18 protein-coding genes, 1 tRNA gene and 2 riboswitches are annotated in these 12,830 nt (G+C 47.3%); of the genes, 5 read left to right on the plus strand and 14 right to left on the minus strand.

The genetic code is table 11. The annotated features are described in order from the left end of the window. Positions 1-11 precede the first annotated feature (11 nt). Positions 12-1,118 (minus strand): glycine cleavage system aminomethyltransferase GcvT, encoded by a 1,107-nt coding sequence (gene gcvT, locus N288_RS16650; RefSeq protein ID WP_009794925.1) that lies wholly within the window; start codon positions 1,116-1,118, stop codon positions 12-14. A 117-nt stretch (positions 1,119-1,235) separates the two neighbouring features. After that, positions 1,236-1,313: riboswitch (glycine riboswitch) on the minus strand. Positions 1,314-1,316: 3 nt separating this feature from the next. After that, a riboswitch (glycine riboswitch) is annotated at positions 1,317-1,404 on the minus strand. A gap of 245 nt (positions 1,405-1,649) precedes the next feature. On the opposite strand from gcvT, the gene N288_RS16660 reads away from it, so the two are divergent. Both N288_RS16660 and N288_RS16665 read left to right on the plus strand, forming a co-directional pair. Then, a complete protein-coding gene (locus N288_RS16660) occupies positions 1,650-3,338 on the plus strand; it encodes a DEAD/DEAH box helicase (protein ID WP_009794923.1) in 1,689 nt (562 codons plus the stop codon). After that, a complete protein-coding gene (locus N288_RS16665) occupies positions 3,316-4,110 on the plus strand; it encodes a YqhG family protein (RefSeq protein WP_009794922.1) in 795 nt (264 codons plus the stop codon). Before N288_RS16660 ends, N288_RS16665 begins: the two co-directional genes overlap by 23 nt. Positions 4,111-4,168: 58 nt before the next feature. Here the strand turns inward: N288_RS16665 and N288_RS16670 are convergent, their stop codons facing one another. From N288_RS16670 to comGA, 10 genes are all read right to left on the minus strand, one after another. Further along, the gene (locus tag N288_RS16670) at positions 4,169-4,330 is read right to left on the minus strand and encodes a hypothetical protein (protein ID WP_156917017.1); all 162 of its coding nucleotides are present in this window, start codon (positions 4,328-4,330) and stop codon (positions 4,169-4,171) included. 71 nt (positions 4,331-4,401) lie between these two features. Beyond that, complete coding sequence (locus N288_RS16675) at positions 4,402-4,596, minus strand: YqzE family protein (protein WP_009794920.1); 195 nt, start codon at positions 4,594-4,596, stop codon at positions 4,402-4,404. Between the two features lie 38 nt (positions 4,597-4,634). Then, positions 4,635-5,135, minus strand: a complete 501-nt coding sequence (locus N288_RS16680) for a shikimate kinase (RefSeq protein WP_009794919.1) — start codon at positions 5,133-5,135, stop codon at positions 4,635-4,637. Positions 5,136-5,150: 15 nt separating this feature from the next. Further along, a complete protein-coding gene (gene comGG / locus N288_RS16685) occupies positions 5,151-5,540 on the minus strand; it encodes a competence type IV pilus minor pilin ComGG (protein WP_009794918.1) in 390 nt (129 codons plus the stop codon). Next, entirely contained in the window at positions 5,527-6,009 is a 483-nt protein-coding gene (gene comGF / locus N288_RS24360) for a competence type IV pilus minor pilin ComGF (RefSeq protein ID WP_022544181.1), read from the minus strand. Before comGF ends, comGG begins: the two co-directional genes overlap by 14 nt. After that, positions 5,954-6,274, minus strand: coding sequence for a hypothetical protein (locus tag N288_RS16695; protein WP_009794916.1), 321 nt, complete (start codon positions 6,272-6,274; stop codon positions 5,954-5,956). Before N288_RS16695 ends, comGF begins: the two co-directional genes overlap by 56 nt. Continuing rightward, complete coding sequence (gene comGD, locus N288_RS16700; protein ID WP_009794915.1) at positions 6,261-6,698, minus strand: competence type IV pilus minor pilin ComGD; 438 nt, start codon at positions 6,696-6,698, stop codon at positions 6,261-6,263. The genes N288_RS16695 and comGD overlap by 14 nt, the downstream gene beginning before the upstream one ends. Next, entirely contained in the window at positions 6,691-7,026 is a 336-nt protein-coding gene (comGC, locus tag N288_RS16705; protein WP_009794914.1) for a competence type IV pilus major pilin ComGC, read from the minus strand. The genes comGD and comGC overlap by 8 nt, the downstream gene beginning before the upstream one ends. Continuing rightward, positions 7,016-8,047, minus strand: a complete 1,032-nt coding sequence (comGB, locus tag N288_RS16710; protein ID WP_009794913.1) for a competence type IV pilus assembly protein ComGB — start codon at positions 8,045-8,047, stop codon at positions 7,016-7,018. Before comGB ends, comGC begins: the two co-directional genes overlap by 11 nt. Further along, positions 8,034-9,101, minus strand: coding sequence for a competence type IV pilus ATPase ComGA (gene comGA, locus N288_RS16715; RefSeq protein ID WP_022544183.1), 1,068 nt, complete (start codon positions 9,099-9,101; stop codon positions 8,034-8,036). The genes comGB and comGA overlap by 14 nt, the downstream gene beginning before the upstream one ends. A gap of 127 nt (positions 9,102-9,228) precedes the next feature. Between comGA and N288_RS16720 the strand changes: the two genes are divergently transcribed. After that, positions 9,229-9,300 (plus strand) — tRNA-Gln (locus N288_RS16720). 52 nt (positions 9,301-9,352) lie between these two features. Here the strand turns inward: N288_RS16720 and N288_RS16725 are convergent. Then, positions 9,353-9,733 (minus strand): Spx/MgsR family RNA polymerase-binding regulatory protein, encoded by a 381-nt coding sequence (locus N288_RS16725; RefSeq protein ID WP_009794911.1) that lies wholly within the window; start codon positions 9,731-9,733, stop codon positions 9,353-9,355. Between the two features lie 200 nt (positions 9,734-9,933). Between N288_RS16725 and N288_RS16730 the strand changes: the two genes are divergently transcribed. Then, positions 9,934-10,635: a helix-turn-helix transcriptional regulator gene (locus N288_RS16730; protein WP_009794910.1), complete on the plus strand. Its 702-nt coding sequence runs from the start codon at positions 9,934-9,936 to the stop codon at positions 10,633-10,635. Between the two features lie 84 nt (positions 10,636-10,719). Further along, positions 10,720-10,965, plus strand: a complete 246-nt coding sequence (locus tag N288_RS16735; protein ID WP_009794909.1) for a DUF2626 domain-containing protein — start codon at positions 10,720-10,722, stop codon at positions 10,963-10,965. 120 nt (positions 10,966-11,085) lie between these two features. Here the strand turns inward: N288_RS16735 and N288_RS16740 are convergent, their stop codons facing one another. Continuing rightward, the gene (locus N288_RS16740) at positions 11,086-12,150 is read right to left on the minus strand and encodes a class I SAM-dependent methyltransferase (protein ID WP_009794908.1); all 1,065 of its coding nucleotides are present in this window, start codon (positions 12,148-12,150) and stop codon (positions 11,086-11,088) included. Positions 12,151-12,178: 28 nt separating this feature from the next. Beyond that, a complete protein-coding gene (locus N288_RS16745) occupies positions 12,179-12,811 on the minus strand; it encodes an MBL fold metallo-hydrolase (protein WP_009794907.1) in 633 nt (210 codons plus the stop codon). Positions 12,812-12,830 lie beyond the last annotated feature (19 nt).

Consider the following 12,830-nt stretch of genomic DNA (forward strand, 5'->3'; position numbering starts at 1 on the left):
TTTCCCCTCCGTCACTTCTTATCTCTTTTATAAAAAGGTGTGGCAGCTATAACTGCTTTCAGCCGTTTGCCGCGGATTTCAACTTCTACCTCATTGCCAAGCTCCGCATATTGGGTCTTGATCAGGGCGAGGCCGATGTTCTTCTTCAGGGTCGGTGATTGTGTGCCTGTCGTCACTTCGCCGACCTGCTCTCCATCCGCCAGCACCGGATATCCGTGGCGCGGGATTCCCCTGTCAATCATTTCAAGCCCGACCAGCTTTCTCGGCACACCATTTTCTTTTTGCTGCTTGAGGACAGGCTTGCCGATGAAATCAGCTTCTTTATTAATCTTTACAGCAAAACCGATCCCGGCTTCAAGGGGGGTAACGTCTGGCGACAGCTCCTGCCCGTACAGCGCAAGGTTTGCTTCAAACCTCAGGGTGTCGCGGCAGCCGAGCCCGCAAGGCAGCACACCTTCTTCTTTTCCGGCTTCAAGGATATCATTCCAGATGCTTGAGGCATCATCCGAATGGCAGTAGATCTCGAATCCATCTTCGCCCGTATAGCCGGTGCGGGAAACGAGCGCTTTCTTTCCATTCAGATCCACGTCACTGCTGAATTTAAAAAAGCCAATTTCGCTTAGATCCTTTTCGCCTGCAAGCTTCTGGAGAATCCCTTCAGCTGCAGGTCCCTGCAAAGCAAGCTGGGCAGTCTGATCAGATAGATTCCTGATGTCAGCGCCGTCAATCAGATGATCTTCAAGCCACTGATAATCCTTTTCTATGTTTGCCGCATTGACAACCAGCAGATAGTGATCATCCTCGAATTTATACACAAGCAAATCGTCAACAGTGCCGCCGCTTTCATAGCACATCGCGGTATATTGTGCACCGCCGCTTTTGAGCTTGGAGATATCATTGGTCATCATTTTTTGCAGAAAATCCTGGCTGGCTTGCCCTTTCACTTCTATCTCTCCCATATGGGATACATCAAACAGGCCTGCTTTTGTTCTTACGGCTTCGTGCTCATCTTTGATGCCAGTGAACTGCACCGGCAGGTCCCAGCCGCCAAAATCGATGGTTTTTGCTCCAAGCTTCCGGTATTCCTCATATAATGGTGTACGTTTTAGCTGCGACATTCACTTGTCCCCCTTGATCCAAATAATAAATACAAGATTGCTAACCATGAGGCTTGAACGCCTGAAGGTTTTGGGCACGAAAAAAGGACAGAGAAATCCCCCGTTCCTAACGAGGGTCTCTGTCCTGGCACCTGAAAGTTTACCTTTTACCGGTTTTCCCCTTTGGTGGCTTCCTAAATGAAGCACTCTCCAGAGCCGCGTCCAACAAGGGTTCTTTTGCCTGAGAGATTCACATGAATGCTTGCTCCTTCGGCGCTGTATACACAGTCTCTCCCCTTATTCTCATCCGCATTTATAATTTTTTCCAATATGGCCATACTATTCAATGAAGAATCCGCAGCATGCTGCTGATGGCCGTTCGGAGCCAAAATTTGTTTAATGACAAATTTCGAAACATTCAAAGCTATTATCATCCTACCATCCTATTTCAGATTGGGCAATATATAATTTGAGACGCTTCTTTTTACCCGCAGGACTCCCCGGGGGCATTGCCAAGAGGGGCTTAACTACAAGCGAAGGAGCTGTTTTACCATGCCAGTCCAGATCGATTTTGATTCTACATGGCAAACCGAGTTTCTATCAAGAATATCCAATGACGGACCTTGGGGGAATTGGGAGCTTTACAGACTTGCTGCAGAGGTCGAGCAGCATACCATCATCCCCGAATTCAATGGCCTCCAGGCTCCGGGGCACTTGCCGGACCTGACGCCGCTGCCCCACCAGCTGGAAGTTGCCAGGCAGGTAGTTGAGAATATGAACGGAAAAGCGATATTGGCCGATGAGGTCGGGCTCGGAAAAACAATTGAAGCGGGACTGATACTAAAAGAATATATGATTAGGGGTCTCGTGAAAAAAGTCCTTATCCTGGTTCCAGCCTCTCTTGTCACCCAGTGGGAAATCGAGCTGAACACAAAATTCTACATACCGGCAGTTGCCCAGCGCAAGGCTTATGTGTGGGAGCAGTGCGATGTGGTGGTATCTTCCATAGATACAGCCAAAAGGAATCCGCACCGCGACATCATTTTTTCACTTGATTATGATTTGATTATCATCGATGAAGCTCATAAGCTGAAAAACAGCAAAACGAAAAACTATGAATTTGTCCAGAGCCTGAAGAAGAAATTCTGCCTTCTCCTTACTGCTACACCGATCCAGAACAGGATAAGCGAGATTTTCAACCTCGTTTCTCTCTTGAAGCCTGGCCATCTGGGTAATGAAACAGCTTTTTATGAAAAGTATAAGAAGGATTCACGCTCGCTCGATGACAATGCCCACCTGAAAGAGCTGGTCAATAAAGTGATGATCCGGAACAGGCGGGCTGATACCGGGATTGAATGGACAAAACGGCATGTAGAAACCATCCCGATTGAATTTTCCAAGGAAGAAAGAGATCTGTACGAATCTGTTACAGAATTGAGAGGGGAAGGAGATTGGGTCAATTCAAGCCAGTTCTCCGTCATGACCCTGCAGCGCGAGGCCTGCAGCAGCCGGGAGGCAGTCTTTTATACGCTCCGCAATATGGTTTCCAGGCAGGAGGCCCCTTCTGATATGTTTCAGGAACAGATTCAGTTCCTGGTCAGCAAAGTGGAGAAGGTTCAGAGAAATTCTAAAGCAGAAAAAGCGCTCGAGCTTATCAAAGGCATTGACGATAAGGTCATCATTTTCACAGAATACAGGGCGACCCAGCTTTACCTACAATGGTTCCTGAAGCAGCACGGCATCAGTTCTGTCCCTTTCAGGGGCGGTTTCAAAAGGGGTAAGAAGGATTGGATGAGAGAGCTGTTCAAGAACAATGTCCAGGTCCTGATTGCGACAGAGGCCGGAGGTGAAGGGATCAACCTCCAATTCTGCAACCATATTATCAATTATGACCTGCCATGGAATCCGATGCGTCTTGAACAAAGAATCGGAAGGATCCACCGTTTGGGCCAGGAAAAAGATGTGATGATTTATAATTTCGCAGTCAAGGATACAGTTGAAGAACATATTCTCAAATTGCTGTATGAGAAGATTCATCTGTTTGAAAAAGTCATCGGGGAGCTTGATGATATCCTCGCCAAGCTTGAGTTCGGAAGCATCGAGGACCATCTGACAGATATTTTTGGAAGATCGGCTTCAGAGGGAGAGATGAGAATCAAAATGGAGAACTTGAATAGCATGATACAGCTTGCTGAAGAAATGAAGGAGGGCGGCGCACATGCAGCAGCAGGAAATACGTAAATTCCTGGCACGCTATTTTACCGCAAACGGCTGTGATATCACTGAGGAGGGACCCGGCTATATGACAGTCCAGTTGACAATTGAGCTTGATAAAGAGCTGATGAACCGTCCTTTCTACTGGCATTATCTTGAAAAAACCGGAGGCATCCCGAACCCGATGAAGCTGACGTTCATTACTAACCGGCAGCTTGCGCCTTCCGACTTGAAGGGAGAAACGATCCATTTCGGTTCTCCGCGCCTGCATCAGATATTTCAATCAGCACGGAGCCTTGCAGGCTACATCCGTCTGTACGAACAGCATTCTTCCCCGCCGGGCAGGCAGACGCCTTTAAGGCCGTGGCTTTGCATGAATGTAAAAATTTCTTATCAATGCGACCGGAAAAGAGATGTATTCAAATCGATCGGTCTGCAGCTGCTCAATGGCCAAATGGTTGAAAACTTCCATGACCGCCTGCTTCAGCTGCAGCTTACACCGAAGATCCCCGACTATTCGTTTACATTGTCGCCTCTGATCATGCCAAAGAGCGGCATCAGCAGGATCGAAGGATTCCTGAAGTCGCAGATTGATTCAGAGGAGCACGGCTGGGCTGACGAGGCAAGGGAACGATGGAAGAAGGATCTTGATCTGCTTGAACATTTTTATGAAGATATGGAAGAACGGAACGAGACCTACGAAAATGAAAAAACCGCCCTGCAGGAGCAATATGAGCCAAAAGTCAATGTCAGCATCGTGAATGGCGGGCTTTTCTATCTGACAGATACGGCCGTTTAGGCAGAAACAGCATGGCTTTCACACATTTTCGATGCTTGTCCGGTATTCGCCGCTCCTCTTATCCTGCTGCAGCATAAGCTGGTACAAGATAAGGGAGTATCTTAAGGCTGTACTTCCTTATCATCACCCCTGGATAGTTTCCAGTATATACTTCTTCATCTCCCGAAAAAAAAGAGAAGTGCAGGCCCGGCCCGCACTTCTCTTTTTTTATTTCCGGCATATCATACTCCCCGCCGCCGGACTGGAGCATACTCTCCTATTTCTCAGGCCAGGCTCCTCATAACGCTTTTTCTATTGCCGTTTTGCCGCTTTACCTTTTTTCAGCCCAGCCAGCAGTGCATATGGGATGATTCCGAACCATTTGAATAGGAACGGCTCTTTTTCATCCTTGCGGCTTTCCTTCTGTTTTTTCCGCTCATCCTTCGGCTGGTCCATATACTTCACAAAAGTCTGGGTGACATATTTCACATAATCATTGGTTTTCATCGGACACACCTCTCTTTAGTCAAAGTATGTCCCGGCCGTCAGCTTTTCAAACACAGCTGCGCTTCTGCCGTGATGGAACCGATTGTCCTCCCATCAGTCTCAATAATATGGTCGGCAGCTTCCTTATACAATGGAAGCCTCGATTGATAGAGAACTTTTACTTTCTGTTCAAGCCCGCCCTCGAGCAGCGGACGTGCCGTATCAGCAGCAAGCCTTTTAATTGTTTCCTCAGGAGAGGCATGCAGGAACAGGACAGTCCCGGTGTTTTTTAGAAGGTCGCGGTTTTCCTTCCTTAAGACGACACCTCCCCCTGTAGTGACGATGATGTCCCTTGCCGACAAACGCTTCAGCATTTGCGTTTCCAGCTTACGGAAATATTCCTCGCCTTTCTGGGCAAACATCTCCTTGATGCTGATGCCTGCTTCCTTTTCTATTTCCTCATCCATATCAACTGCAGGCTTCCCAAGAACACAGGAAAGCTCTCTGCCGACAGTGGTCTTCCCCGCTCCCATAAAGCCGATTAAGTAGATTGTATCCATCAGGCGGATCTCCGTTCACTTTTTTTCTGTCCATTTTATCATTTTTCCGCGGTCTCTGTCATAAAACGCATATGAAACAATCGGTTTCTGGGATTCTATCGCCAGGGTAAAGGAGATTTCGAAGAGAGAGCCCGCCAGTTCTGTCATAGAATATGTCACAGTCCCTTCTTTAAATATAAAGCTGCCAGGCTGGAGGGTTTCATCCTCCTCCACATCCGCCAGGTGCCTCTCAAGCCTTTTGACAGAGCTGAGCAAATAATAATCCTGTTTAAGGATTTGTTCTTTTTCGTTCAGCAATTCTGCTTCTGACACATTCTGCCCCAGCAGGATAAGAAGCGATAAGCAGGAAGCCAGAAGAATGCTCAGAGACACAGGAAAAGCAAACCCTTTTTCATTCCGGAGCATTCTGGTTCACCTCTATAAATGGCACAATCACTGTGTGAAAATTTTCCCCGTTGCGGCTTTGCGCCTCTACGAGAAGGCTCTTGCCCTGAAAGGAAAACGAGGCCGCCTGGATATTCTGCAAAACCACTTCATGCCCTTGCCCGTTGACTCTCCTTCTTAGATTGCTGCCGTACCTTTCAAAGCTGACAGACTCACCGCTCCCCGCAAGCGTCAGCCGCCCTTCATTTACTTCAATATTTACGCTCATATGAACCTCTTTTTTCAGCTGTGCAGAAAAGATTTCCCATTCCATTCTTTGAAGCCTCATTTCCGATGCTTCCCCATCAGCCAGGTATCTGAGCGAAAGAGGGAGCAGTGAAGCAATGATGAGGAAGATGCTAAAGCCGAAGAGCATCTCAGCCAGCGTAAAGCCATTATTCCTTAAAATAAATGTCACAAATTCTTTCGTGTTTCCCGTTCTTTTTCTCATAGTGAACACAAACCTCCACACTCAGTCCATCCAATTCCATCTCCTCTATGGGATAGTCTTCATGGTGAAGCACAGAATGGGCCGATCCCGCAGCTTTCATCTGAAGATATTCATATAAGGCCTGCACCGCTTCAGAGCTTTTTCTGTGTTCCTCCGCCTGGTCTGAGGCATGGAGGAACAGCGGAAACAGCACACAGGCAGAAACGAGCCAGGCAGACAGGCTGAGGATAAGCTCCGCAAGAAAGAAGCCTTTATTCTTTAACAATATAAAACCTTCCTTTCCCTATTAAAAACGTGATCCTGTATGTTTCCCCGCCGGCTTCGGCATACAGTGAACCGAAGCTGCTTACATTCCCGCTTGGGAGAAAACGGAAGGATAACTTCATTGTATCTTCGTATATGGCGATATCCTCCTCATAGCTTCTGTCGATAATAGCGGCAGAATTGGGCGGGGTGGCGATATAACGGTTTTCGTCCGGAAATATATAAAAGGAAATGGTCTCCTGGCGGGAAATCGCATATTGCTGTGCGAAAAAGAGGTCTGATTGAAGCTGAGACAAAAACAGCCTGCTTTCAAGCCGGCTTGCCTGAGGGACGATATAAACAGCAGCCAGAGAAGAGACCAGAAGAAAAATTGAGAAGATAAGCAGTGTTTCAACTAGTGTGAATCCACCTTCACCTTTAGCCATTATTCAGCTGCGTGACCTCCCCATCCGCACTGATAGAGATGCTGCTGCCGTTCGGACAGGATGTTTCACCTTCTTTTAAATATCCCTCGCTTACAAGCTCCTCTACTCCCGAAGGATACTGTTTATGCTCTATCTCATATGACTGGACCTGGGCCTGGACCATCTTGATGTAAGCCTCGCAGCCTTTGCTGTTGATCTTGGAATTATGCTTGGTGATATTCGGCACGGTTATGATGAGCAGGACAGAAATGACAAGCAGGACGATCATCATTTCAATAAGGGTAAAACCTTTTTCGTTTTTCACTATTTCATCTCCTTTATAAACCATTTAGTAAATGAAACATGGGGAGCATCACGGCCAGATACATGGAAATCACGAGGGCGCCGATGAGGGAGAATAATACTGGCTGGACGATTTTGAGGCCTGAAGTGACCTTCTGCTCGAATGCCTCCATGCAGTGGATGCTGTAAAACCTCAGCTCCTGTCCAAGCTTGCCGTTTCTCTCGCCATGGCGGATGATTTGGCACAGATCTTCCTGGAAAAAAGCAAAGCCGGACAAAATATCATCCAGTTTCTCCCCGGTTCTGAGCCTGATTTTTATGGATTCCCCCAATTCACTGTAAAAAGGCTGCTGGGGATTTCGCTGGAATAAGAGGAGAGCCTCAGAGACTGAGAGCCCCCCTCCTAGCAGATAGCCAAGCTGGGCCGTGAAATACTGGGTATAAAACAGCCGGAGCAGTGGGCCGGCTGCAGGGAGCATGGCAAGGCGCCGTTTCTGGTCCATCTGAGGAAGATGCCTGAACCTGAAAGAATAATACAATAATGAAGCTGCAGCGAAGGCAAGGAAAAGGACAGCAAAAATGGGGAACAGGGTCCCTGCAAGCATTACCGCTTCAGTAAAGAAATTTGTGTCTAAATCCATGGAAGAAAAAAGCGAAGTAAATCTGGGGAGAAGCGTCTGCTGGACAATGAAAAATAGAATAGATGTGGCTGACATCAGAAACAGCGGATAATAGAGGATTTTTCTCAGGCTGCTGATTTCCTTGCTTCTTTTCTCCATAATAGCGCTTCCGTCTATAAAGGCTTCTGCAAGGCCGCCATGCTGTTCGGCAAAATAGACATAGCCGATCAAAGTGGGGTTGAACTTGAGGTTTGTGAGGACCCGGTAAAAAGGATGGCCCTCTTTTAAATCATTGAGACTATTTGAAATTGCTGCTTTTCTGTAATCAGGCAAATGATAGGCCAGGGATTCGATTGCTTCGCTGAGCGGGTAGCCCCTCTGCAGAAGTTCGCCTGTCCTCTTCAGGAATCCCGCCTGTTCGTCCAGCGTCCATTTACGAGTCCTCATTATACACCCACCGATCCATTTCAGCCTCCTTAATATACCCCAGCGCAATTCCTTTGAGAATGGCGTTCTTCAGAGTAGGATACTGATAGGCGCTCCCTTCCCCTCTGGCCTCCTTCATGACCGCAGAAAGGGCTTTGCCTGTCAATAATTCAAACACACTCGCCCTTTTTCCCGCAGCGGCACCCCGGCAGTGAGGCGGACAGGTACCGCTGCAATACGGGCATGACAGCTCCACGAGACGCTGCGCTGTTACAGCTATCAGGGTCTGCTCAATTTCCTGCCATCCTACCCCGAACTCACAAAGCCGGTATATAGCACCCTTGGCATCCCTGGTGTGCATCGTACTCAGCACAAGATGGCCTGTCAGCGCTGCCCGTACGGCAATTTCAGCTGTCTCTGCATCGCGTATCTCACCGACCATAATGATGTCCGGATCATGCCTCAGGATGGCCTTCAGCCCTGAAGCATATGACACGCCCGCCTTTTCATTTACCTGCACCTGAAGTACGAGGTCGCTGTCCTTCTCGATCGGATCCTCAAGCGTGATGACATTTCTTTTGAATAAGGATGAAGTTTCATGCAGGAGGGAATAAAGGGTAGTTGTTTTTCCGCTGCCGGTCGGCCCGGTAAACAGGACCAGCCCATGGGCATGCTTCAGCAGTGCCAGGAGCTTATTCGACATAGCCGGAAACAGGGAGATCTTTGAAATGTGGATATTGTCTTCCTGGGGAAGGATGCGGATGACCAGGCTTTCATGATGGGAAGAAGGAAGGGTGGACAATCGGAGGCCGATCAGCTTCTGATCAATCTCCAGTGAATACGCGCCGCTTTGCGGGCGCCTGCGGTCGCCGATATCCATTGAAGCAGAGAACTTGAAATGGGCAATCAGCCTCTCACAGTCATCAGTCGGCAGAACCTGCCGCGATAAGAGCCTGTCAGCGATCCTGAGCTGGATCAGGGTATCATGCCTGCGCGGGAGGATGTGGATATCCGAGGCATTTCTCCTGACCGCATCACATACGATACTGTCGGCCAATCTTTCAATTTTACTCAACCATATAACACCGCCTTTCTTTGGGATACTACTTATTTCGACAGTTCCTGCAAATGTCCTCCTGATATTTTTATTTTTTTTGCATAGGACTTCCGTTTTTCCATATACTATTTTTACACAGCAGCATTGGGCTATAGCCAAGCGGTAAGGCAACGGACTTTGACTCCGTCATGCGTTGGTTCGAATCCAGCTAGCCCAGTTTCAGAAGGCAGAAAAAGGGGAATCAGCATGGCTGATTCCCCTTTTTCTGTTCAGCTGCTCAGCTTCAGCGGTTCTTTCCTGCTGGCAATCCCCTTTAAAGCATCGGGATTATAGCCGACAACCAGCTTTTTCCCGTCAGTCAGAATGGGCCTTCTCAGCAGCTTCGGCTCTTCCACGATCATTTTGACAACCTCTGACAGGGAGAGTTCATTCACATCAATGTTCAGATTTTTAAAGGTGCTGCTGCGGGTGGCCAGAACCTCATCAAGGCCTTCTGTTGTCAAAGACAGGATCTCAAGCAGTTCTTTGCTGGATGGAGTTTCGCGGAACAGATGCCTTTCTGAAAAGTCGATTGAGTTTGCCTTGAGCCAGCTTTTGGTCTTTCGGCATGATGTACAGCTCGGGTACGTGAAGAAAGTCAGTTCATTCATTTTTATCCCTCACTTTTCTGGTTTTTTAGTTAGTTAGTTTGTTGTTAAATGAATTGTACATCATTTGTATAACCTTTGTACAGTATTTTACACTCCTTATTTAATACTTTTTTGTGAACTTTTTTCTAACATTCATTTTTGTCTTACCTGTTTCTGCTGCCGCTGTATTATAATGGAATTGGATCGGTGGAGGTGATGAAATGGATCAAACGTTAAAGGTGACAAATGTGCTGGCAGATCCAACCCGCTATCATATTTATCAGTTCATAACAAAGAAGCACAGCGACGTCACTGTCCAGGAGATTGCTGAAAACTTCAGCATTCATGCGAATGTTGCCCGCCTGCATCTGTCTAAATTGGAAGATGCCGGTTTATTGGTTTCCAAATCCGGCAAGACGGGAAAAGGGGGAAGGCCAAGCAGGCACTATAAGCTCTCCGATGAATTGATCCAGATGAATTTCCCTTTCCGGGATTTTCAGCTGCTTGCAAGAATCTGCATTGAATCAATGATGGGCCTCGGTGATGCCGGCAAAAAAGCCCTGAAGGAGACCGGAAGAAAATTTGGCAGGGAGCTCCTTATACAAGAATTGAACAGGCAGGAAAAAAAAGAGGAAGACCTTTCTTTTGACGAAAGATTCTTCTTGCTTAAGGGTGCGGCCATGGCGGCCGGTTTTTTCCCGGAGTTCAGCATGAATCCGGAAAAAACTAAAATATACTTCCAAATTTACAACTGCCCTTTTAAAGAGGTGGCAGCCAAACATCCGGCAGATGTGTGCGACATGCACTTCGAATACCTGCAAGGGATGCTCAGCGCACTTTTTCCTTCTGCCGAACTGGCTGAAACGGAAAATATGATGAATAACTGTAAATCGTGCTCATACTATGCAGCGGTTACAAAGTAACAGCAAAGAGTTGTTTACTTTTTAATAAGAATTACTTTATAATATGGTAGTGATTGAACTGCTTGCTTTAAAGGAGGGATACATATGGATCGCATGTACAGAGTATTGGGATTCTGGACGGGCATTTTTGCTGTCATGTTCTTCTTGGGGGACATGTATACAACGTCTCTAATCTTCTTCGGCCAAACAGGATTTTTCCTGCTTCTAAGCTATTTAAAGCTTTCCGAACGTATGTATATTTATATTTTTGGCGCTTATTTAACCGTTTTCTTTGTTGGCTTCACCTACTGGTCAACTTTTATGATGACCCCAGGAGCCGGTGGGCACTAAAGTGCGCAAAAGAAAAAGCGATGGAATTCCCATCGCTTTTTTTATTTCAAGTAAAATTATATAACTCCGATTACTGTCCACAGCTGCGTTCCTTAACGAAGCAAGGCACTTGCACTCTTTCTATCCTTCACCCAGCCCTTTCGTCTGCACGATGCTATGAAAGGCAGCACTCATCCCGGAAGGCAGGATCAGCTGCCTGATCGCCCGGTTCCGCCTGCTGGCTGCAGAAAAGGGATCAGGATCGTCATGATTTAGCAGATCCTCCAGGATACCGCAGGAAAGTAGGAATTCATCCTGCCTGTACTTCCCTTCAAATTTCAAGTCCCGCTTCTCTCCCTCACGGATAAAAGAATCGAAATGGACATGGCTTGTTATGTCCATTTTGCCGGGGCTGCGCAAGAAGTCATCGATCAGCCTGTGATTGGAATAGCCCCTCAAGCTTCCTCTTTTCCTGGCAGGGTCCATCAATTCTTCATCTGTATATCCATAATCCACAGTCAGGACAATCCCCTTCTGAAGCATTTCAGAAATGGAAGATATTAATCCAATCATCCTTAAAGGGATTTCCAGTCGCTGATTTTCTTTTAGCTTTAAACCGTTTTCCCTTATGTAGGACAGCACAGAAGGATCCCCAAGGGGAACAGCTTCTTCCTTGAGCTCCCCGCTTTCCATTGCTACCATAACTTCCATCATACGCCCCTGCTGTTTTTCAACCACTCTGACCGGCAGGGCATCGAATAATTCATTAGAAAAAATCAAACCGCAAAAAGGCTTAAGTTCCTCGAGAGAATCGACCTGCTGCACACGGGCTCCTATAAGAGAAGACTGCAGGCCTTTATGATATGGGCTTTCTTCTTTGACAAAATATGTGACAGGATCCCCGGACAGTTTATTCCACTCGTCAATGAATGCTGAAGCAAAACGGCCGTCCCCTGCCCCGATTTCACAGACACGGGAAGGGAGTCCCCGCTCCTGCGTTTGGCGGAAGTACCATTTGGCTACCGCCCTTCCATATATATCAGAAATATTTGATGTGGTGATAAAATCCCCGTTACGCCCGATTTTCGGCTTGGGTACCATATAATAGCCTTTATTTTCGTCGTATAGTGCGATATCCATAAACTGCTCAGCCGTTATCCTTCCCGATGGGCTGCGGCTGATGATTTCAGTCAAAAGTTCCAGCACCCTTCATCCCCGCCTTTTACTTGATAGCTCAGAATCCATTAAGGAATGGATTGGAATCCATTTCCTGTCCAATGTAAGTGGCAGGCCCGTGGCCGGAGAGGACCAGGGTATCCTCCGGCAGTACCAGAAGCTTGTCGTGGATGCTCTTCAGCAGCTTTTCCTGGTTTCCGCCGGGAAGGTCTGTCCTTCCTATGCTTCCGCTGAACAAAGCATCACCTGAAGCTACCAGGCTTGCTTCCGGAAAGTAGAATGAAACACTTCCAGGCGAATGGCCGGGCGTCTCAATAATTTGGAACGAAAACGCGCCGATTTTCATTTCCTGATCTCCTGCAAGAAGATTATCCGCAGGCTTGGCAGTGACCTTGCCCATCCTGAAAAACTGTGAGCCGTTCAGGGAAGGATCACGCAGCCATGAGGATTCCTTTTTATGAAGATAAGCAGGACAGCCGAATTCTTCCCTGATTTCATCCAATGCACCAATATGATCAAAATGGGCATGTGTCAGCAGGACAGCAAGCGGCTTCAGCTTATTGCCCTTAATATACCCTGCCAGCTTTGACGCTTCACCACCCGGATCTATAATCAGGCAGGTTCCATCCTCTCTTGAGAGAACATAGCTGTTTGTCTGAATCGGTCCTAAAGGTATCTGTTTCCACTCCATTATATAAAGCCTCCAGTTG

The sequence above is a fragment of the Bacillus infantis NRRL B-14911 genome (assembly GCF_000473245.1).
GTDB classification, from domain to species: Bacteria; Bacillota; Bacilli; order Bacillales; family Cytobacillaceae; genus Bacillus_AB; species Bacillus_AB infantis.

Coding starts and splice junctions, on each gene's coding strand:
- N288_RS16730 (WP_009794910.1), top strand. CDS start 9,934: ATGGATCAAACGTTAAAGGTGACAAATGTGCTGGCAGATCCAACCCGC.
- comGF (WP_022544181.1), bottom strand. CDS start 6,009: ATGAGAAAAAGAACGGGAAACACGAAAGAATTTGTGACATTTATTTTA.
- N288_RS16735 (WP_009794909.1), top strand. CDS start 10,720: ATGGATCGCATGTACAGAGTATTGGGATTCTGGACGGGCATTTTTGCT.
- comGC (WP_009794914.1), bottom strand. CDS start 7,026: ATGGTTTATAAAGGAGATGAAATAGTGAAAAACGAAAAAGGTTTTACC.
- N288_RS16665 (WP_009794922.1), top strand. CDS start 3,316: ATGCAGCAGCAGGAAATACGTAAATTCCTGGCACGCTATTTTACCGCA.
- N288_RS16725 (WP_009794911.1), bottom strand. CDS start 9,733: ATGAATGAACTGACTTTCTTCACGTACCCGAGCTGTACATCATGCCGA.
- comGG (WP_009794918.1), bottom strand. CDS start 5,540: ATGCTCCGGAATGAAAAAGGGTTTGCTTTTCCTGTGTCTCTGAGCATT.
- N288_RS16675 (WP_009794920.1), bottom strand. CDS start 4,596: ATGAAAACCAATGATTATGTGAAATATGTCACCCAGACTTTTGTGAAG.
- N288_RS16660 (WP_009794923.1), top strand. CDS start 1,650: ATGCCAGTCCAGATCGATTTTGATTCTACATGGCAAACCGAGTTTCTA.
- N288_RS16745 (WP_009794907.1), bottom strand. CDS start 12,811: ATGGAGTGGAAACAGATACCTTTAGGACCGATTCAGACAAACAGCTAT.
- gcvT (WP_009794925.1), bottom strand. CDS start 1,118: ATGTCGCAGCTAAAACGTACACCATTATATGAGGAATACCGGAAGCTT.
- N288_RS16680 (WP_009794919.1), bottom strand. CDS start 5,135: ATGGATACAATCTACTTAATCGGCTTTATGGGAGCGGGGAAGACCACT.
- comGD (WP_009794915.1), bottom strand. CDS start 6,698: ATGGCTAAAGGTGAAGGTGGATTCACACTAGTTGAAACACTGCTTATC.
- N288_RS16670 (WP_156917017.1), bottom strand. CDS start 4,330: ATGCCGGAAATAAAAAAAGAGAAGTGCGGGCCGGGCCTGCACTTCTCT.
- comGB (WP_009794913.1), bottom strand. CDS start 8,047: ATGAGGACTCGTAAATGGACGCTGGACGAACAGGCGGGATTCCTGAAG.